The following is a 26,751-nucleotide window of genomic DNA, read 5'->3' on the forward strand; positions in this document are numbered from 1 at the left end:
CGTGGACGGCCGATGGGAAGCGCTCCCCGCCTCACTCCCCCGACCCCACCCGGTACACCACCTTGCCGTCCAGTTCCTTGAAGCCCAGGCTCTCGTAGAAGCGTCGTGCGGGCGGGTTGTTCGTGTCCGCCATCCACTCCACCCGGCTGCACCCCGGCCGCGCCGACGCCACTTCGCGCAGTCCGGCCATCAGGCGGGCGCCGACTCCCTCGCCGCGCCACGCGTCGCGTACGTACAGCTCCTTCAGGAACAGGGCATGGGTCGTCCCCCGCGCCGGCCACAGGAACGAGTACGCGGCCAGGCCCGCGAGTCGGCCGTCGTCCGTGGCCGCGACCAGGGCGTGGGCCAGGGGTTGCGGGCCGAACAGGGCCTCCTTCGTCTGGGTGCGGCGTTCCGGCAAGGGCTGAAGGGCCGTCCCGCCGTAGAAGCGCTCGATCTCCTCGATCAGCTCCGCCAGGGCGGGGACGTCGTCCGGGTGGGCGGGGCGGATGGTCACGGTCATGGCGGTGCGGCGCTCCTCGGGTCGCGGCGAGGGGTGCCGGAGGGCGCCCCCGTGTGACCATGCCGTCCGCACGGCCTCCACCTCAACCATGTACGCACCCCCGCCCCGCCGACCCCCGGCGTAAGGTGCCCGGATGATCGTGATTCCGGAAGAGTTCGCGCGGACCACCATTGCGCGCGAGGGGGACGCCGGGGCCGCCTGGCTTCGGGAACTGCCGGGGCTGGCGGCCGAGTTGATCGACGGCTGGACCTGTGTGCCGGACGGCGAGGTCATGTTCGGGGGCGTCGGCATCATCGTGCCCGTACGGCGGGACGGGGCGCCGCCCGCCGTGCTGAAGGTGTCCTTCCCGCACCCCGGCAACGACCACGAGCCCGACGCCTTCGTCGCGTGGGGCGGGCGCGGGGCCGTCACGCTGTACGAGCGGGACGACGCCCGGTACGCGATGCTGCTGGAGCGGGCCACGCCGGTGACGCTCGCCGGGGCCGCCGAGGGGGACGAGGTCGTGGCCGTCGCCGCGCGGCTCGGGCGGCGGCTGGCCGTGCCCGCCCCGGCCGGGCTGCCCCGGCTCAGCGACCAGGCCGACGCGTGGGAGGCCGAGCTGCGCAAGGACGCCGCCGAGCTGACGCACGCGCTCCCGCGCCCCGTGCTGGAGGCCGCCCTCGCGACCGTACGGGAACTCGCCCGACAGCAGCCGGACACCCTGGTCCACGGCGACCTGCACGCCGGCAACATCCTGCGCGCCGAACGCGAGCCCTGGCTGGCCGTCGACCCCAAGGGCTACGTCGGCGACCCGGCGTACGACGCGGGCACCCTGCTCAAGTCGCGGGCGTTCGCCCTCGCCGAAGCGGACGACCTGGACGCGGCCGTGCGCCGGGTGATCGCCGTCTACGCGGACGCGGCCGAGCTGGACCGCGAACGCGTACGCCGCTGGGCCCAGTTGCACGCGGTGCAGGCCGCGTTCTGGGCGCGCCGGCACGGCTTCCGCGTGGCTCGGGGCGGCCCGCAACTGGAATGGATCACGGCGTTCGCGGACCGGCTGGCGGAGCTGCTCACCTGACGGACGAGCCGAGGCCGGCGAGCGCCCCGCCCAGCACCCCGGTCCCGCCGCCCCGCACGCCGACCCCGCCCAGCACCCCGCTCCCGCCGCCCCGCACGCCGACCCCGCCCAGCACCCCGCTCCCGCCGCCCCGCACGCCGACCCCGCCCAGCACCCCGCTCCCGCCACCCCGCACGCCGACCCCGCCCCGTACGCCGGTTCCGTTCCCGTCCCCGTACCCCGTGCCCGTACGCCAGCCCCGCCCCGCACGCCGCCCCCCCATACGCACCCCACCCCTCCGACCACTCCCCCTCCGGCGACCCGACCTCACAAAACGGCCGCCCACTTCGTCGGACCCTGTGAAACGACGACAGCGCCACATCTCGCCACGCCGGAGTCCCTCATGCGTATCGCCTACCTCATCGTCACCGCCCTCGGCATCCTCTTCAACGGCGCCGCGGCCGTGACGTACCTCATCGGGCACGAGTACCCCAAGACGCAGGCCGACATGAAGGGCATCCCGCGCAGGTACGTGCCCGTGCTCGGGCTGTTGCTGGCCGCCGGGACCCTCGGGCTGGCGGCCGGGTTCGCCGTGCCGGCGCTCGGCACCCTCGCCGCCTCCGGACTCGTCCTCTACTTCATCGGGGCGATCATCGCCCACCTGCGGGTCGGCTCCCGGAACATCGTCGGCGGGATCGTCTTCCTCGCGACCGCCGTCGCGGCCCTCGTCCTGGGCGTGCAGCACCACGGCGCCTGGTAGGCCACCGGCAGGCCCCGCCCCGGCGCCCCCGCCCTCACCCCCACCCCGCCCTACCCCAAGTCGTCCGACCTCTTGACGTGCTCCTGACCGGAATGGCTTCATGGTTGCGCACTCATGTGGGAGCGCTCCCACACTCAGTGGCCGCCCCTCCTCCCCCATCTCTGGAGCCGCAATGAGTACCGCGAGCTACGCAGCGAGACATGCCGTGAAGCGCCCCGCTTCCGTCATCCTCACCGTCCTGGCCACCCTCCTCGGGGTCCTCGGCCTCGGCGCCCTCACCCCCGCACAGGCATCCCCCGCGCAGGCCGCTCCCGCCCCGGCGGCCCCGGCCGACACCGCCGCCACCACCGGGCTGCACATCAGTGACGGCCGGCTCGTCGAGGGCAACGGGAACGACTTCATCATGCGCGGGGTCAACCACGCGCACACCTGGTACCCCGGCGAGACCCAGTCGCTGGCCGACATCAAGGCGACCGGGGCCAACACCGTCCGCGTCGTGCTGTCCGACGGCTACCGCTGGAGCGAGAACGGGCCCGACGACGTCGCCTCCGTCGTCGCGCAGTGCAAGGCGAACCGGCTGATCTGCGTCCTGGAGGTGCACGACACCACCGGGTACGGGGAGGACTCCGCCGCCGGCACGCTGGACCACGCGGCCGACTACTGGATCGGCCTCAAGGACGTCCTCGACGGCCAGGAGGACTACATCGTCATCAACATCGGCAACGAGCCCTGGGGCAACACGGACCCGGCCGGCTGGACCGCCCCCACCACCGCCGCGATCGAGAAGCTGCGCGCCGCCGGCTTCGCGCACACGATCATGGTGGATGCGCCCAACTGGGGCCAGGACTGGCAGAACGTCATGCGGGACAACGCGCAGGCGGTCTACGACGCCGACACCACCGGCAACCTGCTCTTCTCGATCCACATGTACAGCGTCTACAACACCGCTCAGAAGGTCACCGACTACCTGAACACCTTCGTGGACGCCGGACTGCCCCTGGTCATCGGCGAGTTCGGCGGGCCCGCCGACCAGTACGGCGACCCGGACGAGGACACCATGATGTCCGAGGCACAGCGGCTCGGGCTCGGCTGGATCGCCTGGTCCTGGAGCGGCAACACCGACCCGATCCTCGACCTGACCATCGGCTTCGACCCGGCGCGGCTCAGCCCCTGGGGCGAGCGCATCTTCCACGGCGCGAACGGCATCGCCCAGACCTCCCGCGAGGCCACGGTCTACGGCGGGCCCGCCGAGGAGGACACCGAGGCCCCCACCGCTCCGGGCGCCCCGGCCGCCTCGGCCGTGACCGACACCTCCGCCACGCTGACCTGGGCCGCCTCCTCCGACAACGTTGCCGTCGCCGGGTACGACGTCGTCCGCGTCAGCGGCACCGCGGAGACCGTGGTCGCCTCCTCCGCCACCACGGGCGTGACCGTCACCGGGCTGACCGCCGACACCGCGTACTCCTTCGCCGTCTACGCGCGGGACGCGGCCGGCAACCGTTCGGCGCGGTCGGCCGCCGTGAGCGTCACCACGGACGAGGCCCCGACGACGCCGGCCAGCAGCTGCGCGGTCGGGTACAAGGTGGTCGGCCAGTGGCCGGGCGGCTTCCAGGGCGAGATCACCATCCGCAACACCGGCACCGCCGCCGTCGACGGCTGGACGCTCGGCTTCGACTTCGCCGACGGCCAGACCATCACCAACATGTGGGGCGGTACGCCGACCCAGTCCGGCGCCTCGGTCAGCATCGCGCCGGCCGCGTACACCGCCACGATCGCCCCGAATGGTTCGGTGACCGTGGGCTTCACGGGCAGCCAGAACGGTACGAACGGCGTCCCCGCCGCGTTCACCCTCAGCGGCGCGGCCTGCGCCACCGCGTGACCCGGTGCCGTCCGGCGGGGGCCGCCACCCCCGCCGGACGGTGTCCGTACCGGCCGCGCCTAGCCGGTGACGGCGGCGGCACGCTCGTACGTCACGTACGCCGCTCCGCTCCCCAGGACCGTGTGGTCCGTGAGCGCCCAGGCCGCCGGTTCGAACGCCGCGTTCCGGCCGAACAGCGGAATGCCGGAGCCGATCGTCGTCGGGCTCAGCTTGAGGATCAGCCGGTCGATCTCCCCGTAGAGGGCCCCGGCCAGTTCGCCGCCGCCGACCAGCCAGAGGTCCTTGCCGTCCTCCCGCTTCAACTCCCGTACGCGCGCCACCGGGTCGGTCGCGACGATCTCCACGGCCGGGTCGGGGCTCTCGCCGAGGGTGCGGGAGAAGACCAGGTGGCGCAGGTGCGGGTAGGCGTCCGTCACACCGGCGTCCAGGCCGATCTGATAGGAGCGGCGGCCCTCCAGGATCGTGTCGAAGTGCGTGCCCTCCGCCGTCACGCCGAGCGCGGCCCGCGCCGGGCCGGGCAGCGTCTCCGGGTACTCGGCGATCAGGTGCTTGAGGTAGTCCTCCGGGATGGGCCAGAAGCCGTCGGGCCCGGTGGGGTCGGAGCCGTCCGGTCCGGCGATGAAGCCGTCCAGGGTCGCGGCGATGTAGTAGACAAGCTTGCGCACATGGGGCCTTTCGTCCGGGGGCGGCCACCGTACGCGGGACCGCCGGCCGCCCATGATCAAACAGGCGCCCGGAGCAGGCAACGGGAATCCGGTCTTCCGGTGAGTGGGGGCCGCGGGGGCACACCCCTTGGGCCCGCTGGGTCCGATAGGTGCTCAGGGGGCGCCGTGCCCCGGTGATTTGGATAAAGTGCCGTTTCTACAGCAGCGGCTCTCCGGGGGAGTTACGAGTTCATGAGCGGTCAGCAGCCAGCCAGAGGCGACGCCTCGCAGGTCTTCCAGCCCCTCGCGGCCGACGACCCGACCACCATCGCCGGGTACCGGCTGGCCGCCAAGCTCGGCGCGGGCGGCATGGGCAAGGTGTATCTGTCGTACACGCCGGGCGGGCGGCCCGTCGCGATCAAGGTGATCCGGCCCGAGTTCGGCGAGGACGCGGAGTTCCGGCGGCGGTTCGCTCAGGAGGTGCAGTCCGCGCAGCGCGTGCAGGGGCTGTTCACCGCGCCCGTGATCGACGCGGACACCGAGGGCGCGCAGCCCTGGCTCGCCACCGCGTATGTGCCGGGTCCCTCGCTCGCCGACGCGGTCGTGGCGCACGGCGCGCTGCCGGTCGAGACGGTGCTGCTGATGATCGCGGGCATGGCGGAGGCGCTGCACGTCATCCACGGGGCGGGGATCGTCCACCGCGACCTCAAGCCGTCGAACGTGCTGCTCGCGGCGGACGGGCCGCGCGTCATCGACTTCGGCATCGCCTACGCGGCGGACGCCACGTCGCTCACGGGCAGCGGGGTCACCATCGGCACCCCGTCGTTCATGGCGCCCGAGCAGGCCGCCGGGCGTCGGGTCACGCCCGCGACGGACATCTTCGCGCTGGGCCAGGTCGCGGCGTTCGCCTCCACGGGCTCGCCCGCGTTCGGCGAGGGCACCTCGCACGGGGTGCTGTACCGGATCGTGCACGAGGAGCCGGACCTGACCGGGGTGCCGGAGCGGCTGATGGAGCTGGTCGGGCGCTGCCTGGCGAAGGACGCGGCGAACCGGCCCTCGGTCGCCGAGGTGATCCAGCTGTGCCAGACCGCGAACGCGGAGACGGTGCTGCGGCGGCCGGAGGACTGGCTGCCGAAGCCGGTCGCCGCCGACATCACCGTAAGGGCGGCCGCGCCGGCCCCCGTACAGACCCCGCCGCCCCCGTCATCCGCGCCGGCCACGCCCGCGCCCACGCCCGCCTCCGCCGCGCCCGCGACGCCGCCGGTCCAGGCGCCCGCCGCCCCCGCGACACCCGCCGCGCCGCCGGTGCGGGACGCGCCTCCCGCTCCCGCCACGCCCGCCGCTCCGGCCGGGTACGCGCCGACCGCTCCGGCGCCGAGCACCCCGCCGCCGGGGTACGGCCCGCCGGTCACGCCCGCGCCGGGGCACGGGCCCGCGCCGGTGGCGCCGGGGCCGTACGGCGCGCAGGGCGGCTACCAGCAGGCGCAGCCGTCGTACGGGTATCCGGGGCCCGCGTACACCGGGGGCGGCGTCACGCAGCCGACCGCGCAGGTGGCCCAGCCCGCGCCCCCGAAGCGCCGGCGCGGGCGGGCCGCCGCCCTGGCGATCGTCGCGGCGCTGCTGTTCGGTGTGGCGGGCGGGGGTACGGCGTACTTCCTGCTGAAGGACGACGGCAAGGAGGACAAGGCCGGGGCCGTCACCCAGGACAAGAACGAGCCGAAGCCGACGAAGAGTTCCCGGCCCAGCTCGGACGACACGGCCGGGACGGACTCGGGTTCGGGCACGGAGGACGACGGGGAGACGCAGCAGCCGGACGGCCAGACACCCGCGACGACGGACCCGACGCCGGACGACTTCCCCGGCATCAACCTGACGCGGGGCTACCACCTGACGTTCGGGGACGCGGAGGTGCGTCCGCAGGACGGCGTGGACGGCGAGTACGAGCTGGCGTACGACTCCGGCTACCTGGAGGCGGAGAGCGACGGCGGCAAGCTGACCCTCCTCGACCCCGGCCAGGAGGGTTCGCTGGACGTCTGCCGCGCGGAGACGCGCTTCGCGTCGAGCATCTCCATCGAGAAGCTGTCCAAGGGCCGCCAGGTGTGCGTGACCACCGGAACCGGGCACATGGGCCTGGTGACGTTCCAGGCGAAGTCCCCGGAGGACTCGCCGAGCGACTACATCACGCTCGACGTGACGGTGTGGCGCAACGCGGTGCGGTGACGCCGGCCTCCGGACGCGAAATCGGCGGCGGGGCCCACGCCCAGTGGGCACCGCACCTCCGGCTCGGCCGGTGGTGCGGCCCTCACCTCCGCCGGACTCCAGGAAAGGACACAGCGCGTGCGCAACGGAATGTGCGAGGAGAAGTGACCGCGATCGAACGGCTGTGGGCCGACGACTACCGGCTTCCTGCCGAGGACGCGCTCCACTTCGCCGACGGGCGTTCCTACGAGGTCGCTCTCACCCCCGAATCGCCGACGGGTGTCACGGTCCTCGCACCCTTCGACCTCGACGCGAGACTGGCGGAGGACCCGTCCTGGGTGTCCTCGGTCGACGGGCTCGCTTCCCTGTATCTCGGGAGCGGGGGGATGCTGTGGGGAGGCGAGGGTTCACACGGTTCGGAAGGATTCATCGCGCGTCTGACTGCTGATCGCAGGCTGGTCTGGGCACTCTTTTTCGCCGACTCCAATCCATTCACCCGCATTCGGTTGTCGGGGAATGTCGCCGTTTTCCGCTCGACCAGCGAGTTCGATATCGCTGTCGACATCGACGATCCTCGGGTTCCGGTTTCCCAGGGTCGCCGTTAGTCCTCCGGGTCCGTCCGCCTCAGTCCTCATCAACGCGGCCGGCCCGCGGCACTGGCCCACGTTCAGCCCGTGATCAGGCTCTGGAGCGCGGGGGCGCAGAGGTCCGCGATGTGGTCCGGGGTCGCGGCGGCTCCGGCGCCCTCGCGGTGCAGGCTCAGGGTGGCGCCGAGGCCCAGCAGGTGGCCGGCCAGGAGTTCGGCGCGCAGGGCGCGGTCCTCGCCGGGGAGGCGGGCGGTGAGCGCGTCGGTGACCTGTTCCTGGAACCGGTCGCGGAGCAGGGAGCGTTCGTCCTGGTTGCCGAGCGAGAAGACGACGCGCAGCAGCGGGTCGGAGTGGAGCGCGCGGCGGTGGGTGATCAGGGTGACGACCATGTGCCGGCCCAGGGCGTCGAGCGGGGCGTCGAGGAGGAGGGCCGCGGCCGGTCCGAAGTCGGCGACGGTGTTGAAGAGTTCCTCCTTGCGGCCGAAGTGCTTGACGACGAGTGAGGGGCTGACGCCGGCGTCCGCCGCGATGCCCCGGATCGTCACCTCCGCGTACGGGCGCTGGGTGAACGCCCGGCGGGCGGCCTGGAGGATCGCGTCGCGTCCCGTGCCGGTGTCCGCGGCCGGGGTCGCCGCGACGGCCTGGCCACCACCGGTCATGCGCCCTCCTGGATCTCCGCCGGCCGCGCACCGCCCTTTCGGGTGCCCGGCGCCTTGCGGCTCTCCTCGACCGTACCCGCACCGGTGGACCTGCCGCCCGGCAGCAGGAGGGTGACGGCCAGGGCGGCGAGGGCGGCGCCCCCTGCGATGACGAAGACCAGTTGGTAGGCGTACAGGGTGGGGGCGGTGCGGCCGCCGGCCCGGAAGGTGATGTTGGCCAGGACGGCGGCGACGGTGGCGCTGCAGAACGCCTGGCCGATCGAGCGCATCAGGGTGTTGAGCCCGTTGGCCGCGCCGGTCTCGCTGACCGGGACGCCGCGCATCACCAGGGCGGGCAGCGCGGAGTAGGCGATGGCGGTGCCGGCGGAGACGACGGTGGCGCCGGCGATGATGAGCCACAGGCTGTGACTGGTGAAGTACCGCACCCCGTAGCCGGCGGCGATGATCCCGGCCGCGAGGGCCAGGCTGACCTTGGGGCCGTGCTTGGCGGAGATCCGGGCGGACACGGGCGAGAGCGCCACCATGGACAGCCCGCCCGGCAGCAGGCACAGTCCGCTGACGACGATCGAGGCGCCGAGCCCGTAGCCGGTGGCCTTGGGTTCCTGCACCATCTGGGCGGTGACCAGCGAGTTCGCGTAGAAGGCGAAGCCGATGAGCAGGGCGGCGATGTTGGTGAACAGGACCGCCGGGCGGGCCGAGATCCGCAGGTCGACCATGGGCGTCGCGACGCGGAGCTCGTACGCGCCCCAGATCAGCCCCACGACGACGGACGCCACGAGCAGTCCGAGCGTCCGGCCGGACGTCCAGCCCCAGGCGCCGCCCTGGGTGACGGCGAGCAGCAGGCAGACCAGCGCGCCGGACAGGCCGAGCGCGCCGAGCGCGTCGAAGCGGCCCCGGGTGCGCAGCGGGGACTCGGGTACGCAGGCCAGCACGAGCGCGATGTCGATGACGCCGATGACGCCGGAGACCCAGAACATGGTGTGCCAGTCGTAGTTCTCGACGACCAGCGCGGCGATCGGCAGGCCGACGGCGGCGCCGATGCCGAGGGTGGAGCTCATCAGCGCGACGGCGGACAGGACGCGCTCGGGCGGCAGTTCGTCGCGCAGGATGCTGATGCCGAGCGGGACGACGGCGATGGCGGCGCCCTGGAGGGCGCGGCCGGTGATCAGTACGCCGATGTGGGAACTGGCCCCGCACAGGACCGAGCCCACCACGAGCACGGTGAGCGAGGCGACGAGCACCCGCCGCTTGCCGTACATGTCGCCGACCCGGCCGAGGACGGGGGTGAAGACGGCGCCGGTGAGGAGGGTGACGGTGACCAGCCAGCTCGCGGCGGCCGGGGTGGCGCCGGTCAGCGCGGGGATGTGCGGGAGGAGGGGCACGACGATCGTCTGCATGACCGCGACGACGACCCCGCAGAAGGCCAGCACGCCCACCGCGAAGCGCGGGTGCGGGGCCTGGGTCGCGGGGGCGGCGGGGGCAGGTATCTCCGCGGGCATGATTCTCCGTTGCGGGCTCGGCGGTGCGCGCGGGGCGCGCGGTGCGCACGGTGGCGCGGGGCACGGACAGGGGGTGCACAGGTGTTCACCTCCAGGGTAAACACGTGTGCACCCCCTGGGCGACGGGAATGCCGAAGCGCGAGTTAGCCTCGATCCGGGCGCCGGTGCGGTGCTAGGCGCGGGGCGCGTGTTCGTACGCGCCGGGGCGCGCCCCTGACGTGGACGTAGGCGGAGGTGGCTGTGATGGCGAAGGTACCGGCGGCGGCAGTGGCGGCGGGCGGACTGGTCGGCGGTTACGCCGTCGCGCGGTGGACCCGCAAGCGGCCGCTGGGCGGGGTCGCGCTCGCGGCGGCGGGCGGCGTCGCCGCGTACGAGTGGAACCGGCAGGCCGGTCCGCGCGCGGCGGTCGCGCTGACCACCGCGTACGTCGCCGCGTTCGCCGGCTCCCACCCGCTGGCCAAGAAGGTCGGCGCCTGGCCCGCCGTCTTCTCGGTGGCCGGAACCGTCGCCGCCGCCTCCTGGGCCGTCACCCGCCGGGCCTCCTGACCCGTACCGGAACGCACGGCTCCCGGCGCGCCGCGTGAACGGCGGCGCGCCGCTACCCCCAGAACACCTGCGACACCGAGTAGATCGCCAGGCCCGCCAGGGCGCCCACCACCGTGCCGTTGATGCGGATGAACTGCAGGTCGCGGCCGATGTGGGCCTCGATCTTGCGGGACGTCTGGTCGGCGTCCCAGCCGGCCACGGTGTCGCTGATCAGTGAGGTGATCTCCGCCCGGTACGTCGTCACGACGTACACCGCGGCGTCCTCCAGCCAGCCCTCCAGCTTCGCCCGCAGCCGGTCGTCCGACTCCAGCCGGGCCCCCAGCGACATCAGCGAGGCGCGGGCGCGCAGCCGCAGCTCGCTGCGCTCGTCCTCCGCCGCCGCCATCACCATCGCCCGCACCGAAGCCCAGGCGGAGGCGATGACGTCCTGGACCTCGCCGCGCCCCAGGATCTCCGACTTCAGCCGCTCCACCCGCTCCCTGGTCTCCGAGTCGGAGCTCAGATCGGCCGCGAAGTCCGACAGGAACGTGTCGATGGAGTGGCGCGCCGGGTGGCCCGGCATGTCCCGCATCTCGGTGACGAAGCGCAGCAGCTCCTTGTAGACCCGCTCCCCGACCCGCTTGTCCACGAACCGGGGCGTCCAGCCGGGCGCCCCGCCCTGCACCGCGTCCATCACGGAGTCCCCGTGCAGCACGAGCCAGTCGTGGGCGCGGGCGCAGACCAGGTCCACGAGCTTGCGGTGGCCGCCGTCCGCGACGATCTTCTCCAGCATCCGGCCCAGGCCGGGGCCGATCTCCACGGCGTTGGCCCGGCGGGTGATCGCCTCGCCGACGACGGCCTGCACGTCCGCGTCCCGCAGCACGGTCAGCGCCCCGCGCAGCGCGGTCGCCAGCTCCGCCGTCACCCGGTCCGCGTGGTCCGGTTCGGCGAGCCAGCCGCCGACCCGGCGGCCGATGCCCAGGGAGTGAATCCGGTCACGAACGACGTCCCCGGAGAGAAAGTTCTCGCCGACGAAGGAACCGAGGGACGCCCCGAGCTGGTCCTTCTTGGTGGGAATGATGGCGGTGTGCGGAATCGGCAGACCGAGCGGACGCTTGAAGAGGGCCGTGACGGCGAACCAGTCGGCCAGCGCACCCACCATGCCCGCCTCGGCGGCCGCCGCGACGAAGCCCGGCCAGCCGCTCACCCCCTCGTTCTTCGCCCAGGTGGCGAGGACGTACACGAGCGCGACCAGCAGAAGGAGGCCGGTGGCCGTGGTCTTCATCCGGCGTACGCCACGACGCTTCTCCTCGTCCGCCTCGGTGTACGCGAACGAGGCGAGGCCCGCGGGGCGCTCCCGCGCGCCCTCGTCCCGCCGCTTCCCGCCGGGCCCGGGGGGCAGCTCGCCCCGCGCGGCCCGCCCGGTCCCATCGATCCGTTCCATCCGCTCCACCCGTCCGCGTAAGCGCGGCACCCCGCACCCACTACGCATTGTGCCTACCTGAGCTACTCCCGAACCGCCCGCCGAGTTCCCCGCGCGCGCTGCCTCATCATGGGAGCAGGCCACCGGCCCCCTCCCCCGTTCCGCAAGGAGACACACCGTCCATGCCCAGGCGCCAGGGTCTCGCCCTGCTCATAGCCCTGCTGGCGGGCACCGCCGCGCTCGCCGCGGCCGTGGCGTTCGCCGGTTCGCTGCTGTTCACCGGGTCCCGGGCGACCGCCGCCGCCTCCACCGCGCCGCAGGGCGCGGCCAAGGCCCCGGCCGCCCCGGCGCACTCCTCCGGGCACTGGCTCGCCACCTGGGCGGCGGCCCCCGTCACGGGCGTGGCCGACCCGGCGCAGGCGCGGGACCAGAGCCGGCGGATCATCCGTAACGTCGTGCACACCAGCATCGGCGGCTCCGAGGCCCGCGTCACCCTGTCCAACCTGTTCGGTACCCGGCCCCTGCTCGTCGACCAGGTCACCGTGAACACCCGGCCGGTGACGTTCGGCGGGGCCGGGTCCGCCACGATCGCGGCCGGCGGGCAGACCGTCAGCGACGCCGTCGCCGTCCCGGTCGGCGCCGACGCGGACCTCGTGGTCGCCCTGCGCACCCCGACCGCGGACGGGCCGGTCACCGCGCACCCCAACAGCCACCAGACCTCATACACCGAGGACGAGCGGGGCACCTGGAGCACCACGCAGTGGCGCTACCTCACCGCCGTGGACGTGCGGGGCGGCGGCACGGCGGCCACCGCGACGATCGTCGCGTTCGGCGACTCGCTCACCGCGGGCTCCGGCTCCACCACCGACGCCGACGCCCGCTGGCCCGACGTGCTCGCCGACCGGCTGCACGGCCGGTACGCGGTCGTCAACCAGGGCATCGGCGGCAACCGGCTGCTGCTCGACGACACCGGACCGCGCGCCCTGGACCGCTTCGACCGCGACGTCCTCGGGGTCGCCGGCGTGAAGACGGTCGTCATCGCGCTCGGCATCAACGACGTGCAGGCGCTCCCCAGGGAGACCGACCCCGCGCGGATCACCGCCGCCCTGCGCGAACTCACCGACCGGGCCCACGCACGCGGCCTGCGGGTCATCGGCGCGACCCTCATGCCGTACGGGGGCTGGCGCAACTGGACGGTGGACGGGGAGCGGGTGCGCCAGGCCGTCAACACGGAGATCCGGTCGGGCGGCGTCTTCGACGAGGTACTCGACTTCGACGCGTCCCTGCGCGACCCGGCCGACCCGCAGCGGCTGCGCGCGGAGTACGACTCCGGCGACCATCTGCACCTGAACGACGCGGGCTACGCGCGCCTGGCCGCGCTCCCGGACCTCGGCACGCTGCTCGCCACCAGGCCGACGACGGACGCCCTCTGAGACGGCCGGGCCGCCGGAGAAGGGGCCGGGGTCAGCGGTCCTCGCCCTTCTCCAGGCGGCCCCGCTCGCGCCGGGCCTCGCGCAGCCGCTGCTTCTCCGCCTTGCTGCGCTTGTGCTCCACCCCGACGCCGCCCATCAGCGCGAAGCCGGTGATCCGGACCCGGGGCGCGTCCGGGGCGGGGACCGACTCGTCCCGCGCGTCCTCGCCGAACCCGCCCATGATGCCGACGCCCCGCACGTCCACGTTCAGGTCCGGCGGGACCGTCACATGGATGCCGCCCATGATCGTGAAGCAGCGGATCACGGTCTCGCGGTCCTCGAAGTTCGCCTCGCGCAGGTCGATCTCGCCGCCGCCCCACATCGCGAACGCGGTGAAGACCTTGCCGACCGTCCAGTTGCCCCGGCGCCGGAACCCGCCCCAGAACGCGAACGCGCCGCCCGAGGTGGCCGGCTTGCCGACGCGCTCCGCCCAGCGGGCCGCCGAACCGGTCCGGGGCCGTACCGCGGTCGGGGCCGGCACGGGCGCCGCGCCCACGGCGGGCAGGTCGCGGACGAGCGGTTCCAGCTCCCCGCGCGTACGGGCCTTGTACGCGCTGTCCAGACGCTGCTCGAACTCCTCCATCTCCAGCCGGCCCTCGGCGACCGCCTCACGCAGGATCTCGGCAACTCGTTCACGCTCGGCGTCGGAGGCCCGCATATCCGGAAGTTCGCTTGTCATACCCCGCAGCCTATTGAACGCACCCGCTCACGTCACCGGCCTACGGGGCGGTGGCCGACGCGTACATCCGGGCGATGACGGCCTCGATGTCGGGCTCCCGCACCGAGAGGTCCGCCAACGGGTACTCCGCGGCGATCCGCGCCACCAGCGGGGCCGCCGACGCGGAGGCCGGGAAGGCCAGCCACTGGCGCGGCCCCTCCACCTTCACCGTCCGCACACCGGGCTCCGACTCCAGGCGGATCGGCGGGAGTTCGCGCTCCAGATCGACCACCAGGGTGCGTTCGCTCTCCCCCACCTCGTGCAGCCCGGCCAGACCGCCGTCGTACATCAGCCGGCCGTGGTCGATCACCATCACCCGGCTGCACAGCTGCTCGATGTCCGTGAGGTCATGGGTGGTCAGCAGCACCGTCGTACCCCGCTCGGCGTTCAGGTCCCGCAGGAAGCCGCGCACCTTGGCCTTGGAGACCACGTCGAGGCCGATCGTCGGCTCGTCCAGGTACAGCACCTCCGGGTCGTGCAGCAGCGCCGCCGCGATGTCCCCGCGCATCCGCTGCCCCAGCGACAACTGACGCACCGGCACATCCAGCAGCTCGCCCAGGTCCAGGAGTTCGACGCACCGGTCCAGATTGGCGCGGAAACGCGCGTCCGGCACCCGGTACATGCGGTGCATCAGCCGGTACGAGTCGCGCAGCGGCAGGTCCCACCACAGCGTCGTGCGCTGCCCGAAGACCACACCGATGCGGTGCGCCAGCCGCGTACGCTCCCGCGAGGGGTCGATGCCCGCGACCCGCAGGGAGCCGCCGGTCGGGGTGAGGATGCCCGTCAGCATCTTGATCGTCGTGGACTTCCCGGCCCCGTTCGGCCCGATGTAGCCGACCATCTCGCCGCGCTCCACCCGGAAGCTGATCCCGTCGACCGCCCGCACCTGGCGGCGTTCGCCGCGCAGGAAGCCGGTTTTGCGCCGGACGTCGAAGACCTTCTCCAGCCCGTCCAGCTCGATGAAGGCCGGCCCGCCGCCCGTGCCCGTACCCATGCCGTTTCCTCTCCCGTCCCGGTTCAACTTCCCGTACTGCGGTACGACCGCAGCCCCCTGCGCCACGCGAGCCCCGCCGCCGACGCGCACACCGCCGCCACCACCGGCGGCAGGAACGCCACCCCGTCCGGCAGCCCCAGCGGCAGCGGCCTGTCCAGCAGATACAGCGCGGGCAGCCAGTTCACGAACGCCAGCGGCACCACGAACGTCACCCCGCGCACCAGGTCCTGCGCGAACACCGTCGGCGGGTACTGGAGCAGCGTGTTCCCGCCGTACGTGAACGAGTTCTGCACCTGCGAGGCGTCCTGCGCGACGAACTGGAACGCGCCGCCCGCCACGAACAGCGAACCGAAGATCACCGACCCGCTCAGCAGCATCAGCGGCAGCACCGGCACCTTGACCGCGGTCCAGTCGATGTCCGCGGCCACCAGGCCGTAGCCGAGGACCAGCAGCCCCTGGGTCACCCGGCCCAGCCGGCGCAGCGCGAACCGGTCGGCCGCCACCTGCGCCAGGACCGGCACGGGCCGCACCAGCAGCGTGTCCAGCGTGCCGTCGCGGACCCGGCGGCCCAGCCGGTCCATCGACCCCATCAGCAGGTCCGCCAGGCCGAACGCCGTCCCCGAGGCCCCGTACAGCAGTGCGATCTCCGGGAGCGTGTAGCCGCCCAGCGCGTCGACGTGCGCGAACATCAGCAGGATCGTCACGAAGTCGAACGCCGTCGCCACGAAGTTCCCGAACGCCGTCATCAGGAACGACGCCCGGTACGCCATCGTCGAGCGCAGCCACATCGCGACGATCAGGCCGTACGCCCGGACCCCCTCGACCAGCCGGGACCTCGGTTCGTACGCCGTCACCGGCGCCGGCGGCACCGCGGCCTCGGCCGCCTCGGCCACGTCAGCCACCCTGGACCACCACCCTCCGCGTCGCCGCCGACTGCACCAGCCGCCCCAGGAGCAGCAACACCGCGGCCCAGGACGCCTGGAACGCGTACACCCGCACCAGGCCCCAGCCCGTGTGCTTCCCCAGGAACACATCGGCCGGCAGCTGGAGCAGCGCCGACCACGGCAGCACCCGCGCCACCTCGCCCAGCAGCCCCGGGAACAGGCTCAGCGGCAGCAGCATCCCGGTGAAGAACAGCCCGGCCAGGAACGCGATCTGCGCCGCGCCCGCCCCGTCCATCAGCCAGAAGGCGGACAGCGCCACCAGATAGCGGATCGCGAAGCTCACCACCACGCCCAGCGCCACCGCCACCAGGAATGCCAGCCAGGGGCCGGGGGACCCCGGAAGCGCCAGGTCGAAGGCGAGCGCGCCGAACACCATCGGCACGATGCCGCGCCCCAGCAGATGGAACGCCGCCCGCCCCAAGTCCTGCGCCAGCCACCACAGCTGGAGGTCGACCGGCCGGTAGAGGTCCACCGCGATGTCGCCCGTGCGGATGCGCTCGATCAGCTCGTCCTCGAAGCCGCCGCCCATCATCACGCAGGTCATCAGCAGGGCCTGGCCCAGCCAGACGAAGGTGAGGGCCTGCGGCATGTCGTAACCGCCCAGGTGGGGCCGCTCGTCCCACAACGCCCGGTAGGTGTAGGCGAGGATGAAGCCGAAGACGGTGTTGGTGAACACCCCCGCCGCCGTCTCGATCCGATAGGTGGCATAACGGCGGAAACCACCCGCCGCGACCACCGCGTAGACCCGCACAGCAACCGCCTCCCCGCTCACGGGTGCCGCACCGCGCGTGGACACCAAAGCGCAGAACCCTAGCCCGGCCGGGCCGGCCGCCGCGACCGTTTTTCGGCAGACGTTCCGAGGGTTATGAGACGGAAAAGGGCACTATGGGGGAACTGACCGCGGCCGAGGAGTCTGCACCGACATGAGCGACGAGCCACAGCAGAACGGGGAGACCGGCCCGCCGGGCTGGGCCCCCAGGGACCGGTCTGCCGACGCCGCCGCGGCCCCCGACGGCACCGGCCCGAACGGCACCGGCAGCGACACCGGAACCGGTAGCGACACCGACCCCGCCCCCGGTTCCGGTGCGAAGAAGTCCGGCAAGGCCCGGCGGCCCAGGCGCACCGGCTGGCGGCGGCTGATCCCCACCTGGCGCATGGTCCTCGGCGGCGTCCTGCTCATCGCCCTGCTCCTGGTCGGCGGATTCTTCGCCGGCTACCAGCTCGTGGACATCCCGCCGGCCAACGCCAGCGCCACCGCCCAGTCCAACGTCTACCTGTACGCGGACGGCAGCGTCATCGCCCGCGACGGCGACGTCAACCGCGAGAACATCCGGCTCGCCCAGGTCCCGCGCAACGTCCAGCACGCCGTGCTCGCCGCCGAGGACCGCGACTTCTACTCCGAACGCGCCGTCGACATCAAGGCGATGTTCCGGGCCGGCTGGAACACCCTCACCGGCAAGGGCAAGCAGGGCGGCTCGACCATCACCCAGCAGTACGTCAAGAACTACTACCTGGGCCAGGAACAGACCGTCGTCCGCAAGGTGAAGGAATTCTTCATCGCCATCAAGCTCAACCGGGAGCAGTCCAAGGACCAGATCCTGGAGGGCTATCTCAACACCAGCTACTTCGGCCGCAACGCCTACGGCATCCAGGCCGCCTCCCAGGCGTACTACGGCAAGGACGCCAAGGACGTCACCACCGCCGAAGGCGCGTACCTCGCCTCGCTGCTCAACGCGCCCAGCGCCTACGACGTCGTCGCCCACCCGCAGAACAAGCCCGCCGCCGTCGCCCGCTGGAACTACGTGCTCGACGGCATGGTCAAGGAGAAGTGGCTCACCCCCGCGCAGCGCGGGGCGATGACCTTCCCCGTCCCCGGACCGGTCAAACCGGCCAACAGCCTCTCCGGGCAGCGCGGCTACATCGTCAAGGCCGTCGACGACTACCTCGTGGACCAGGGCATCCTCGACGAGAAGACCCTCGCCACCCGCGGCTACCGCATCACCACCACGCTCCAGAAGAAGAAGCAGAGCGCCCTCGTGGCCGCCGTCGACGACCAGGTCATGTCCAAGACCGACGACGAACGCGCGGCCGACCGCAACGTCCGCGTCGGCGGCGCCTCCATCGACCCCGGCAACGGCCACGTCGTCGCCCTCTACGGCGGCATCGACTACACCCGGCAGTACGTCAACAACGCCACCCGCCGCGACTACCAGGTCGGCTCCACCTTCAAGCCCTTCGTCTTCACCTCCGCCGTCGCCAACGACTCCACCACCCAGGACGGCCGCCGCATCACCCCCAGCACCATCTACGACGGCACCAACAAGCGCATGGTCCAGGGCCCGGACGGCCCCACCGGCTACGACCCCGCCAACGAGGACGACGTCGACTACGGCCCCGTCACCGTGCGCACCGCCACCGACAAGTCCGTCAACGCCGTCTACGCCCAGATGGCCGAGGACGTCGGCCCCGAGAAGGTCCGGCGCACCGCCATCGGCCTCGGCATCCCGAAGAACACCCCCGACCTCACCCCCACCCCCTCCATCGCGCTCGGCGTCGCCACCGCCAGCGTCCTGGACATGACCGAGGCGTACGCGACCCTCGCCGCCCACGGCAAGCACGGCGACCACGTCCTGGTCACCGACGTCACCAAGGACGGCGAGCACGTCACGCTCCCCGGCCGCACGGTGAAGCAGGCCGTCAGCCGCGAGGCCGCCGACACCACCACCTCGATCCTCCGCAGCGTCGTCGACGGCGGCACCGGCACCGCCGCCCGGGGCGCGGGCCGCCCCGCAGCCGGGAAGACCGGCACCGCCGAGGAGGACCGGGCCGCCTGGTTCGCCGGCTACACCCCCGGCCTCGCCACCGTCATCGCCGTCATGGGCCAGGACCCCGACACCGGGGCGCAGAAGTCCCTCTACGGCGCGCTCGGGCTCCCCCGCATCAACGGCGGCGGCGCCCCCGCCCAGACCTGGGCCCAGTACACCGGCGCCGCCCTGCGCGGCACCCCGGTCGAGGAGTTCGACCTGGACACGGAGGAGGAGAGCGGCGACACCGCACTGCCCACCGAGGAGGACACCGCCCCCGGCGAGACCGGCCGCCGCACCCCCTCGGCCACGCCCCGGCGCACCCCGTCCACCACCCCGTCCCGGACGCCCTCCGCGCCCGGCACCACCCCCGGCACCACGGACTCCCCCGACGGCGGCACCGACAGCGGCGGCACCGCGGACGGCGGCGCGGACACCGGCGGCACGGACGGGGGCGACGGCGGGGACACCGGGGGCGGGGACGGCGGCGACGGGGGCGGGGACGGCGGCGACGGCGGCACCCTCGAAGGGCCCCGCGGCACCCGGGCCCCCGTCGCGCGGCCTGCCGGGCGGACCTGAGTCGCGGACCTGAGTCAGTGACCCGAGGTGGCCTTCAGCCCCACGACGGCCACCAGCAGCAGACAGACGAAGAAGATCCGGGCCGCCGTCACCGGCTCGTGCAGCACCACCATGCCCAGGATCGCCGCGCCCGCGGCGCCGATGCCGACCCACACCCCGTACGCCGTACCGATCGGCAGCGTCCGGGCCGCGTGCGACAGCAGCACCATGCTCGCCACGATGCCCAGACCGGTGAACACACTCGGCCACAACCGGGTGAACCCCTCGGTGTACTTCATCCCGATCGACCAGGCCACTTCCAGCAGACCGGCGACGACCAGCAGCACCCACGCCATGACAGAACCTCCGACGAGACAGAACACGCGAACTTCACGGGTGCGTCGTCTTTGCCAACCCGGTACGGCGCGTCTCGTCGGGGTCCCTCCACCGTAGCAAAAAACAGGCAAAGGGCCTGGTGACAGCCGTCACCAGGCCCTTTCACGCCATCTCGGCGACTACAGATACAGGCCGGTCGAGTCCGTCGAGCCCTCGAACCGGTCGGCGGCCACCGCGTGCAGGTCGCGCTCGCGCATCAGCACGTACGCCACGCCCCGCACCTCGACCTCCGCCCGGTCCTCCGGGTCGAACAGCACCCGGTCCCCCGGCTCGACCGTGCGCACGTTCTGCCCCACCGCCACCACCACGGCCCACGCCAGCCGGCGGCCGACCGCGGCCGTCGCGGGAATCAGAATGCCGCCGCCGGAACGCCGCTCGCCCTCGGGCGACTCGGACCGGACCAGCACTCGGTCGTGCAGCATCCGGATGGGCAGCTTGTCGTCGGTGTTCTCGCTCACGCCCCGCAACCTACCGGGCGGCGGCCCGCGCACGCGCGAGGGGGCGGCGCTTCACGCCCGTACGGGCCGGGAGCGCCGGGGCGACGCGTCAGCGCTTGTTGCGGCGGGAGGAGACCACGACCAGGCCGACCACGCCCGCCGCGAGCAGCGCCGCCGGGATCACGCGCTCCAGCCGGGGGCTGCCGGTCTCGGTGACGAACTGGGCCTTCACGTCCGAGACCGCCCGGTTCACCGCCACGTACGCGCGGCCGGCCGTCCGGTCCACGGTTCCGGCCACCTTCGCCTTCGCGTCACCGATGATCGTCTTCGGGTGCACCCGCACCCCGATCTCATCGAGTACCACCGCCAGCTGCTCGCGCCTGCTGATGATGTCCGCCTCGATCTGCGCAGGGGTCCTGGCATCCGACACCGCGCCGCCTCCGTGGTCCTCGTCCGGTAAACCTTCATCGACAGTCTGTCAGTTCCACCGCGTCCGCACCCGGCGGCACCCCCATTACGCTCGGTCCCGTAGACCCCACGTACCAACGAGGAGAACCATGAGCGAGCGCCTCAAGACCGGCGACACCGCCCCCGCCTTCACCCTCCCCGACGCCGACGGCAACGACGTCTCGCTCGCGGACCACAAGGGCCGCAAGGTCATCGTCTACTTCTACCCCGCCGCTCTTACCCCCGGCTGCACCAAGCAGGCGTGCGACTTCACGGACAACCTCGACCTGCTCGCCGAGGCCGGCTACGACGTCATCGGGGTCTCCCCGGACAAGCCGGAGAAGCTGGCGAAGTTCCGCGAGAAGGAGAACCTCAAGGTCACGCTGGTGGGCGATCCCGCCAAGGAGACCCTTGAGGCGTACGGCGCGTACGGCGAGAAGAAGCTCTACGGCAAAACGGTGACGGGCGTCATCCGGTCCACCGTCGTGGTCGACGAGGACGACAAGGTCGCCCACGCCTTCTACAACGTCAAGGCCACCGGCCATGTCGCGAAGATCATCAAGGACCTGAAGATCTGACGTCCGGGTATTCCGGGGGAATGCGGTGCCTCTTCCCGGCCCGCCCGGAACGAATCGTCCATTGAGCCGTATGGCCGAAATCGTGTGACGGACATCGCATTCCCTCGCCGAACCGGTTTGCGACCACCATGTCCGCGCAGAAGCCTTTCCTGAAACAGTCGCCAAGGAAAGGAACCGGCCATGGCGGCCCCCGACCCCCAGCAGGCGGCCGACCCGGAAGCGGTCAAACGCCATCCCGCGCTGTTCCGCGCCATCCGCAAGCGCCGGAACCCGAAGCTCCGGCGCACGGACATCACGGTCACGGACGACCGGGCGGTGAAGCGCGCGGTCAAGGCGGCCTCGCTCGGCAACGCGATGGAGTGGTTCGACTTCGGCATCTACTCCTACCTGGCCGGCACCATCGGGCATGTGTTCTTCCCGTCGGGGAACGACACCACCCAACTGCTGTCCTCGTTCGCCACCTTCGCGGTCGCCTTCCTGGTCCGCCCGCTGGGCGGCATGTTCTTCGGGCCGATGGGCGACAAGATCGGCCGCAAGAAGGTCCTCGCCCTCACCATGATCCTGATGGCGACGGGCACCTTCGCGATCGGCCTCATCCCCTCGCACCAGACCATCGGCGTGTGGGCCGCGGTCCTGCTGATCTTCTTCCGCATGCTGCAGGGCTTCTCGACGGGCGGCGAGTACGGCGGTGCCTCGACGTTCATCGCGGAATACGCGCCCGACAAGCGGCGCGGCTTCTTCGGCAGCTTCCTGGAGTTCGGCACCCTCGCCGGTTACGTGGGCGCGGCCGGCCTGGTGACGCTGCTGTACGCGCTCCTGGACGACGCCCAGATGAACTCCTGGGGCTGGCGCGTCCCGTTCCTGGTGGCCGGCCCGCTCGGCCTCGTCGGCCTCTACCTGCGGCTGCGGCTGGACGAGACCCCGGCCTTCCAGAAGCTGGAGGGCGGCACGGCGCACGCCACGGAGGCGGCGGACAGCGTGGAGACCACGGCCAAGGGCGACCTCGCCAAGATCTTCCGGGACTACTGGCCGACGCTGATCCTGTGCATCTGCCTGGTCGGCGCGTACAACATCACCGACTACATGCTGCTGTCGTACATGCCGACGTACCTCTCGGACGAGCTGGGCTACAGCGAGACGCACGGTCTGCTGATCCTGCTCGGCGTGATGGTGTTCCTGATGCTGATCATCAATCAGGTCGGCAAGCTCTCGGACCGCTTCGGCCGCAAGCCGCTGCTGATGGCCGGCATGCTGGGCTTCCTGATCTTCTCGCTGCCGTCGTTCCTGCTGATCCGTCAGGGCAGCATCCCGGCCATCATCATCGGCATGGCGCTGCTGGGCCTCTCCCTGGTCTGCATGCTCGGCACGATGTCCGCGGCGCTCCCGGCCCTGTTCCCCACCCATGTCCGCTACGGCTCCCTCTCGGTGGGCTACAACCTCTCCGCGTCGATCTTCGGCGGCACGACCCCGCTGGTGATCACGGCCCTGATCAGCGTCTCGGGCTCCAACCTGATGCCGGCGTACTACTCGATGGCGGCGGCCCTGGTCGGCGTGATCGCGGTCGCCTGCATGAAGGAAACCGCCAACAAACCCCTGGCAGGCTCCCCACCGTCGGTGGAGACCACGGAAGAAGCAGAGGAACTGGTCGCCGCCCAAACCCCGGACCCCAAGTTCTGACCCGGCCGCTGGGGTGAGGGCGCCCGCCCCGGTAGCATGTCTGACTGCCGGCGGCGGTGGTGCAATGGCGACACAGCAGACTTAGGATCTGTGGCCCGTGAAACGGCTTGAGGGTTCGAATCCCTTCCGCCGCACTGAAACGGCCTGGACTTCGAAGATTCGAAGTCCAGGCCGTCCGTGCGTTCGGGCCCCTCACCCCACCAGCTCCCGCACCACCGGGACCAGGGCGCGGAATGCCTTGCCTCGGTGGCTGATCGCGTTCTTCTCGTCCGGGGTCAGTTCCGCGCAGGTCCGGGTTTCGCCGGAGGGTTCGAGGATCGGGTCGTAGCCGAAGCCGTGGGTGCCGGCCGGGGTGTGGCGGAGGGTGCCGGTGAGGCGGCCCTCGACCACACGTTCCGTGCCGTCCGGGAGGGCGAGCGCGGCCGCGCAGGCGAAGTGGGCGGCACGGTGCGGGGCGTCGATGTCCGCGAGCTGGGCCAGGAGCAGGTCCAGGTTGGCGCGGTCGTCGCCGTGGCGGCCGGACCAGCGGGCCGAGAAGATGCCGGGGGCGCCGCCGAGGACGTCCACGCAGAGGCCGGAGTCGTCCGCGATGGCCGGGTGGCCGGTGGCCCGCGCGAGGGCGTGGGCCTTGAGCAGGGCGTTCTCGGCGAAGGTGACGCCGGTCTCCTTGACGTCCGGGATCTCCGGATACGCGTCGGCGCCGACCAGTTCGTGGGTGAGGCCGGCGGCGGCGAGGATCGCGTGGAGTTCGGTGATCTTCCCGGCGTTCCGGGTGGCGAGGATGAGACGGGTCATGCGTCCAGTATCGCCTCGTCCACCCGGCCGGATCACGGGCTGCAGACCTTGGCGATCTCGCCGGCCGCGTCGGTGACCGGGGTGATGTCCGGGGTGGCGTCGCCCTTCTCGATGGCGTCGCGGACGTTGGTGACGCCGGCGCGGAGGTCGTCCACGGCCTTGCCGAGGTCGGCGTTGTCCGTGGTGTCGCTGAGGTCGCCCAGTTCCTTCTGGATGTCGTCGAGGGCCTCGGACGCCTGAGTGGGGTCGCTGGAGGCGTCGGACACCGCCTGCTGAAGGTTGTCGACGCTGGTGGCGATGGCGTCGGCGGTGCGGACGCAGTCGAGCGTCTTGTCGAGGGCGCCGCAGCCCGCCACCGCGGTGACGGTGACAAGCGCGGCCGTGACGGCCAGGGCGATGCGTGCGTGACGGTGGCGCGAGGCCATGGTGTGGTCCCTCCCCGATGAGCGGATACGCGGACGGGCGCCCGGTTCGACCCGTGCGCCCGTATGCGTATCGACGCCGCCGGGGGCTTCTTGGTTGCCTCTTTACCCGTGTCAGGCGCCGAGGGTGGTGGCCAGCGCCTCGTTCTGGAGCCGGGCGAGGTCGACGCAGCCGGCGGTGGCGAGGTCGAGCAGGGCGTTCAGCTCCGCGCGGTCGAAGGGCTCGGCCTCGGCGGTGCCCTGGACCTCCACGAAGCGGCCGTCGCCCGTGCAGACGACGTTCATGTCGGTTTCGGCCCGTACGTCCTCCTCGTAGCAGAGATCGAGGAGCGGGGTGCCGGCCACGATGCCGACGCTGACGGCGGCGACGGTCCCGGTCAGCGGCTTGCGGCCGTGCTTGATCAGCTTCTTGCCCTGGGCCCAGGCGACCGCGTCGGCCAGGGCGACGTAGGCGCCGGTGATGGCGGCGGTGCGGGTGCCGCCGTCGGCCTGGAGGACGTCGCAGTCGAGGACGATGGTGTTCTCGCCGAGTGCCTTGTAGTCGATGACGGCGCGCAGGGAGCGGCCGATGAGCCGGCTGATCTCGTGCGTCCGGCCGCCGATCTTGCCGCGTACGGATTCGCGGTCGCCGCGGGTGTTGGTGGCCCGGGGCAGCATGGAGTACTCGGCGGTGACCCAGCCCTCGCCGCTGCCCTTGCGCCAGCGGGGCACGCCTTCGGTGACGGAGGCGGTGCAGAAGACCTTGGTGTCCCCGAAGGAGACGAGGACGGAACCTTCGGCGTGCTTGCTCCATCCGCGTTCGATGGTGACGGGGCGGAGCTGCTCGGGGGTACGGCCGTCGATACGAGACATGCGGCCGAGCCTATCGGTTGCGCGGGGCGGCGATTTCCGCCGCGGGCGGGTACGCCGAGGGCCCCGGCCCTCCGGGGTGAATTCCCGGGGCCGGGGCCTTCGGTTATCGGCAGGTGGGGCGCCGACAGGCGTTCAGGGGTGTAAAACCGGTCGGTCTTACATCATGTCTTCGATGTCGGCGGCGATCGGGTCCGCGTCCGTGCCGATCACGACCTGGATCGCGGTGCCCATCTTGACGACGCCGTGGGCACCGGCGGCCTTGAGCGCGGCCTCGTCGACCTTGCTCGGGTCGACGACCTCGGTGCGCAGGCGCGTGATGCAGCCCTCGACCTCCTCGATGTTCTCGATTCCGCCGAGCCCGGCGACGATCTTCTCAGCCTTGCTGGCCATGGCCTTCTCCCTGGTTCTTCACGTACGTGCGACGGCCCACCCTGGGTCCGTTTCGTCACGGTAACGCACGGTTGGCCCAACTTCACGGGCGAGTACCCCGTCCATCACCAATGATGACGATCACCGGCACCCTGTCCCGACGGGCAGGCACCGCACCGTACCCCAACTGGTCTACACCAGTCTGCAACGACCGCCAAATACGCCGTGTTCCGGGAGGATGCCGATGAGCTCGAGCAGCGAAGCCGTCCCGCAGAAGAACGTGTGGAACGGACTGTTCCAGGGCCTTCAGAAGATGGGCCGCAGCCTCCAACTGCCGATCGCCGTGCTGCCCGCGGCCGGCATCCTCAACCGGCTGGGCCAGCCGGACGTCTTCGGCGACGACGGCCTGGGCTGGAACAACGTCGCCAAGGTGTTCGCGGCCGCGGGCGGCGCCCTGCTGGACTCCGGCATCGGCCTGCCGCTGCTGTTCTGCGTCGGGGTCGCGATCGGCATGGCCCGGAAGGCGGACGGCTCGACCGCGCTCGCCGCCGTGACCGGCTTCCTCGTCTACTACGCGGTACTGCATGCGTTCCCGGTGGACTGCGACAAGGGCCAGACATTCGTCTCGGGCGGCATCTGGTTCGGCTCGTGCGTCGCGGGGGACGCGACCGTCACACCGGCCGCGTACCAGAACCCCGGCGTCTTCGGCGGCATCGTGATGGGTCTGATGGCGGCCTGGTTCTGGCAGCGGTTCCACCGCGTCAAGCTGGTGGACTGGCTCGGCTTCTTCAACGGCCGCCGGCTCGTCCCGATCATCATGGCCTTCGTCGGCCTGCTCTTCGCGGCGCTGTGCGCCTGGGTGTGGCAGCCGATCGGCGACGGCCTGACGAGCTTCTCGAAGTGGCTGGTGGACCTGAACTGGCTGGGCTCCGGCATCTTCGGCGTCGCGAACCGCGCGCTGCTGGTCATCGGCATGCACCAGTTCCTGAACACCTTCGTCTGGTTCCAGTTCGGCGACTTCGAGAAGCCGGACGGCACGATGGTGCACGGTGACATCAACCGCTTCCTGGCGGGCGACCCCACGGCCGGCCAGTTCACCTCGGGCTTCTTCCCGATCATGATGTTCGCCCTGCCGGCGGCGGCCCTCGCCATCTACCACTGCGCCAAGCCGCACCGGCGCAAGGCGGTGGCGGGTCTGATGATCTCGGTCGGCCTGACCTCGTTCGTCACGGGCATCACCGAACCGATCGAGTACTCGTTCCTCTTCGTCGCTCCCCTCCTCTACGCGATCCACGCGGTGCTCACCGGTGTGTCGATGGCGGTGACGTGGGCACTGGGGGTGAAGGACGGCTTCAGCTTCTCGGCCGGCCTGATCGACTACGTCATCAACTGGAGCCTGGCGACGAAACCCTGGCTGATCATCCCCATCGGGCTGGCGTTCGCCGTCGTGTATTACGTCATCTTCAGGTTCGCGATCACCAAGTTCAATCTCCAGACGCCGGGCCGCGAGCCCGACGAACTGGAGGACGAGATCGAGAAGAACCTGACCAAGTAGCGGCATTATGCAAGGTCACT

28 protein-coding genes, 1 tRNA gene and 1 riboswitch are annotated in these 26,751 nt (G+C 72.0%); of the genes, 12 read left to right on the forward strand and 17 right to left on the reverse strand.

What is annotated here, in order from left to right:
• Positions 1-31: 31 nt before the first annotated feature.
• The gene (locus OG710_RS09520) at positions 32-502 is read right to left on the reverse strand and encodes a GNAT family N-acetyltransferase (RefSeq protein ID WP_330238932.1); all 471 of its coding nucleotides are present in this window, start codon (positions 500-502) and stop codon (positions 32-34) included.
• Between the two features lie 133 nt (positions 503-635).
• Between OG710_RS09520 and OG710_RS09525 the strand changes: the two genes are divergently transcribed.
• A complete protein-coding gene (locus OG710_RS09525) occupies positions 636-1,559 on the forward strand; it encodes an aminoglycoside phosphotransferase family protein (RefSeq protein ID WP_330238933.1) in 924 nt (307 codons plus the stop codon).
• On the opposite strand, the gene OG710_RS09530 is transcribed toward OG710_RS09525, so the two are convergent.
• Positions 1,552-1,821 carry a hypothetical protein gene (locus OG710_RS09530; RefSeq protein WP_330238934.1) on the reverse strand — a complete coding sequence of 90 codons (270 nt, stop codon included), beginning with the start codon at positions 1,819-1,821 and terminating at the stop codon, positions 1,552-1,554. The two genes, OG710_RS09525 and OG710_RS09530, sit on opposite strands and share 8 nt — an antisense overlap.
• 120 nt (positions 1,822-1,941) lie before the next feature.
• On the opposite strand from OG710_RS09530, the gene OG710_RS09535 reads away from it, so the two are divergent.
• Positions 1,942-2,298: a DoxX family protein gene (locus OG710_RS09535; RefSeq protein ID WP_330238935.1), complete on the forward strand. Its 357-nt coding sequence runs from the start codon at positions 1,942-1,944 to the stop codon at positions 2,296-2,298.
• A 172-nt stretch (positions 2,299-2,470) separates the two neighbouring features.
• Positions 2,471-4,177: a cellulase family glycosylhydrolase gene (locus OG710_RS09540; protein ID WP_330238936.1), complete on the forward strand. Its 1,707-nt coding sequence runs from the start codon at positions 2,471-2,473 to the stop codon at positions 4,175-4,177.
• A 59-nt stretch (positions 4,178-4,236) separates the two neighbouring features.
• Here OG710_RS09540 and OG710_RS09545 read toward each other — a convergent pair whose 3' ends face one another.
• Entirely contained in the window at positions 4,237-4,842 is a 606-nt protein-coding gene (locus OG710_RS09545) for a dihydrofolate reductase family protein (protein ID WP_330238937.1), read from the reverse strand.
• A gap of 231 nt (positions 4,843-5,073) precedes the next feature.
• Between OG710_RS09545 and OG710_RS09550 the strand changes: the two genes are divergently transcribed.
• A complete protein-coding gene (locus OG710_RS09550) occupies positions 5,074-7,041 on the forward strand; it encodes a serine/threonine-protein kinase (protein WP_330238938.1) in 1,968 nt (655 codons plus the stop codon).
• Positions 7,042-7,184: 143 nt separating this feature from the next.
• Positions 7,185-7,625, forward strand: a complete 441-nt coding sequence (locus OG710_RS09555) for a hypothetical protein (protein ID WP_330238939.1) — start codon at positions 7,185-7,187, stop codon at positions 7,623-7,625.
• A gap of 62 nt (positions 7,626-7,687) precedes the next feature.
• Here the strand turns inward: OG710_RS09555 and OG710_RS09560 are convergent, their stop codons facing one another.
• Both OG710_RS09560 and OG710_RS09565 read right to left on the reverse strand, forming a co-directional pair.
• On the reverse strand, positions 7,688-8,266 hold the full coding sequence (locus OG710_RS09560; RefSeq protein WP_330238940.1) for a TetR/AcrR family transcriptional regulator: 579 nt from the start codon (positions 8,264-8,266) through the stop codon (positions 7,688-7,690).
• Positions 8,263-9,765, reverse strand: a complete 1,503-nt coding sequence (locus OG710_RS09565) for an MFS transporter (RefSeq protein WP_330238941.1) — start codon at positions 9,763-9,765, stop codon at positions 8,263-8,265. The genes OG710_RS09560 and OG710_RS09565 overlap by 4 nt, the downstream gene beginning before the upstream one ends.
• Positions 9,766-10,008: 243 nt before the next feature.
• Between OG710_RS09565 and OG710_RS09570 the strand changes: the two genes are divergently transcribed.
• On the forward strand, positions 10,009-10,311 hold the full coding sequence (locus tag OG710_RS09570; protein WP_330238942.1) for a hypothetical protein: 303 nt from the start codon (positions 10,009-10,011) through the stop codon (positions 10,309-10,311).
• Between the two features lie 52 nt (positions 10,312-10,363).
• Here OG710_RS09570 and OG710_RS09575 read toward each other — a convergent pair whose 3' ends face one another.
• Positions 10,364-11,575: a DUF445 domain-containing protein gene (locus OG710_RS09575; RefSeq protein WP_443064323.1), complete on the reverse strand. Its 1,212-nt coding sequence runs from the start codon at positions 11,573-11,575 to the stop codon at positions 10,364-10,366.
• A 320-nt stretch (positions 11,576-11,895) separates the two neighbouring features.
• Between OG710_RS09575 and OG710_RS09580 the strand changes: the two genes are divergently transcribed.
• Positions 11,896-13,146 carry an SGNH/GDSL hydrolase family protein gene (locus OG710_RS09580; protein WP_330238944.1) on the forward strand — a complete coding sequence of 417 codons (1,251 nt, stop codon included), beginning with the start codon at positions 11,896-11,898 and terminating at the stop codon, positions 13,144-13,146.
• 31 nt (positions 13,147-13,177) lie between these two features.
• Here OG710_RS09580 and OG710_RS09585 read toward each other — a convergent pair whose 3' ends face one another.
• The 4 genes from OG710_RS09585 to OG710_RS09600 form a co-directional block, all read right to left on the reverse strand.
• Positions 13,178-13,843, reverse strand: a complete 666-nt coding sequence (locus OG710_RS09585; RefSeq protein WP_330242202.1) for a DUF1707 SHOCT-like domain-containing protein — start codon at positions 13,841-13,843, stop codon at positions 13,178-13,180.
• 61 nt (positions 13,844-13,904) lie between these two features.
• Positions 13,905-14,897, reverse strand: a complete 993-nt coding sequence (locus OG710_RS09590) for an ABC transporter ATP-binding protein (protein WP_330238945.1) — start codon at positions 14,895-14,897, stop codon at positions 13,905-13,907.
• A gap of 23 nt (positions 14,898-14,920) precedes the next feature.
• Entirely contained in the window at positions 14,921-15,790 is an 870-nt protein-coding gene (locus OG710_RS09595) for an ABC transporter permease (RefSeq protein WP_330242203.1), read from the reverse strand.
• 1 nt (position 15,791) lies between these two features.
• Positions 15,792-16,592 carry an ABC transporter permease gene (locus tag OG710_RS09600; protein ID WP_330242204.1) on the reverse strand — a complete coding sequence of 267 codons (801 nt, stop codon included), beginning with the start codon at positions 16,590-16,592 and terminating at the stop codon, positions 15,792-15,794.
• A gap of 172 nt (positions 16,593-16,764) precedes the next feature.
• Here OG710_RS09600 and OG710_RS09605 point away from each other — a divergent pair, with 172 nt between their 5' ends.
• On the forward strand, positions 16,765-19,224 hold the full coding sequence (locus OG710_RS09605) for a transglycosylase domain-containing protein (RefSeq protein ID WP_330238946.1): 2,460 nt from the start codon (positions 16,765-16,767) through the stop codon (positions 19,222-19,224).
• 14 nt (positions 19,225-19,238) lie between these two features.
• Here the strand turns inward: OG710_RS09605 and OG710_RS09610 are convergent, their stop codons facing one another.
• The 3 genes from OG710_RS09610 to OG710_RS09620 form a co-directional block, all read right to left on the reverse strand.
• Positions 19,239-19,559, reverse strand: coding sequence for a DMT family transporter (locus OG710_RS09610; protein ID WP_329025653.1), 321 nt, complete (start codon positions 19,557-19,559; stop codon positions 19,239-19,241).
• Between the two features lie 39 nt (positions 19,560-19,598).
• Positions 19,599-19,662, reverse strand: a riboswitch (guanidine-III (ykkC-III) riboswitch).
• 56 nt (positions 19,663-19,718) lie between these two features.
• On the reverse strand, positions 19,719-20,057 hold the full coding sequence (locus tag OG710_RS09615) for a GroES family chaperonin (protein WP_111331146.1): 339 nt from the start codon (positions 20,055-20,057) through the stop codon (positions 19,719-19,721).
• Positions 20,058-20,145: 88 nt separating this feature from the next.
• On the reverse strand, positions 20,146-20,466 hold the full coding sequence (locus OG710_RS09620) for a DUF3618 domain-containing protein (RefSeq protein ID WP_111331144.1): 321 nt from the start codon (positions 20,464-20,466) through the stop codon (positions 20,146-20,148).
• Positions 20,467-20,593: 127 nt separating this feature from the next.
• On the opposite strand from OG710_RS09620, the gene bcp reads away from it, so the two are divergent.
• The 3 genes from bcp (at position 20,594) to OG710_RS09635 (ending at position 22,872) form a co-directional block, all read left to right on the forward strand.
• On the forward strand, positions 20,594-21,061 hold the full coding sequence (gene bcp / locus OG710_RS09625; protein ID WP_330238947.1) for a thioredoxin-dependent thiol peroxidase: 468 nt from the start codon (positions 20,594-20,596) through the stop codon (positions 21,059-21,061).
• A gap of 180 nt (positions 21,062-21,241) precedes the next feature.
• Positions 21,242-22,738: a glycine betaine/L-proline transporter ProP gene (gene proP, locus OG710_RS09630; protein ID WP_330238948.1), complete on the forward strand. Its 1,497-nt coding sequence runs from the start codon at positions 21,242-21,244 to the stop codon at positions 22,736-22,738.
• 50 nt (positions 22,739-22,788) lie between these two features.
• Positions 22,789-22,872, forward strand: a tRNA-Leu gene (locus tag OG710_RS09635).
• 58 nt (positions 22,873-22,930) lie between these two features.
• Here the strand turns inward: OG710_RS09635 and rdgB are convergent.
• The 4 genes from rdgB to OG710_RS09655 all read right to left on the reverse strand — a co-directional run bounded on the left by rdgB (position 22,931) and on the right by OG710_RS09655 (position 25,197).
• Complete coding sequence (rdgB, locus tag OG710_RS09640; protein WP_330238949.1) at positions 22,931-23,533, reverse strand: RdgB/HAM1 family non-canonical purine NTP pyrophosphatase; 603 nt, start codon at positions 23,531-23,533, stop codon at positions 22,931-22,933.
• A gap of 32 nt (positions 23,534-23,565) precedes the next feature.
• Positions 23,566-23,958 carry a hypothetical protein gene (locus OG710_RS09645; RefSeq protein ID WP_330238950.1) on the reverse strand — a complete coding sequence of 131 codons (393 nt, stop codon included), beginning with the start codon at positions 23,956-23,958 and terminating at the stop codon, positions 23,566-23,568.
• Between the two features lie 111 nt (positions 23,959-24,069).
• Entirely contained in the window at positions 24,070-24,807 is a 738-nt protein-coding gene (rph, locus tag OG710_RS09650; protein ID WP_330238951.1) for a ribonuclease PH, read from the reverse strand.
• A gap of 156 nt (positions 24,808-24,963) precedes the next feature.
• Entirely contained in the window at positions 24,964-25,197 is a 234-nt protein-coding gene (locus tag OG710_RS09655) for a glucose PTS transporter subunit EIIB (protein ID WP_018105617.1), read from the reverse strand.
• A gap of 223 nt (positions 25,198-25,420) precedes the next feature.
• Here OG710_RS09655 and OG710_RS09660 point away from each other — a divergent pair, with 223 nt between their 5' ends.
• Positions 25,421-26,731, forward strand: coding sequence for a PTS transporter subunit EIIC (locus OG710_RS09660; RefSeq protein WP_330238952.1), 1,311 nt, complete (start codon positions 25,421-25,423; stop codon positions 26,729-26,731).
• Positions 26,732-26,751 lie beyond the last annotated feature (20 nt).

Source organism: Streptomyces sp. NBC_00525 (assembly GCF_036346595.1).
Classification (GTDB): Bacteria; Actinomycetota; Actinomycetes; order Streptomycetales; family Streptomycetaceae; genus Streptomyces.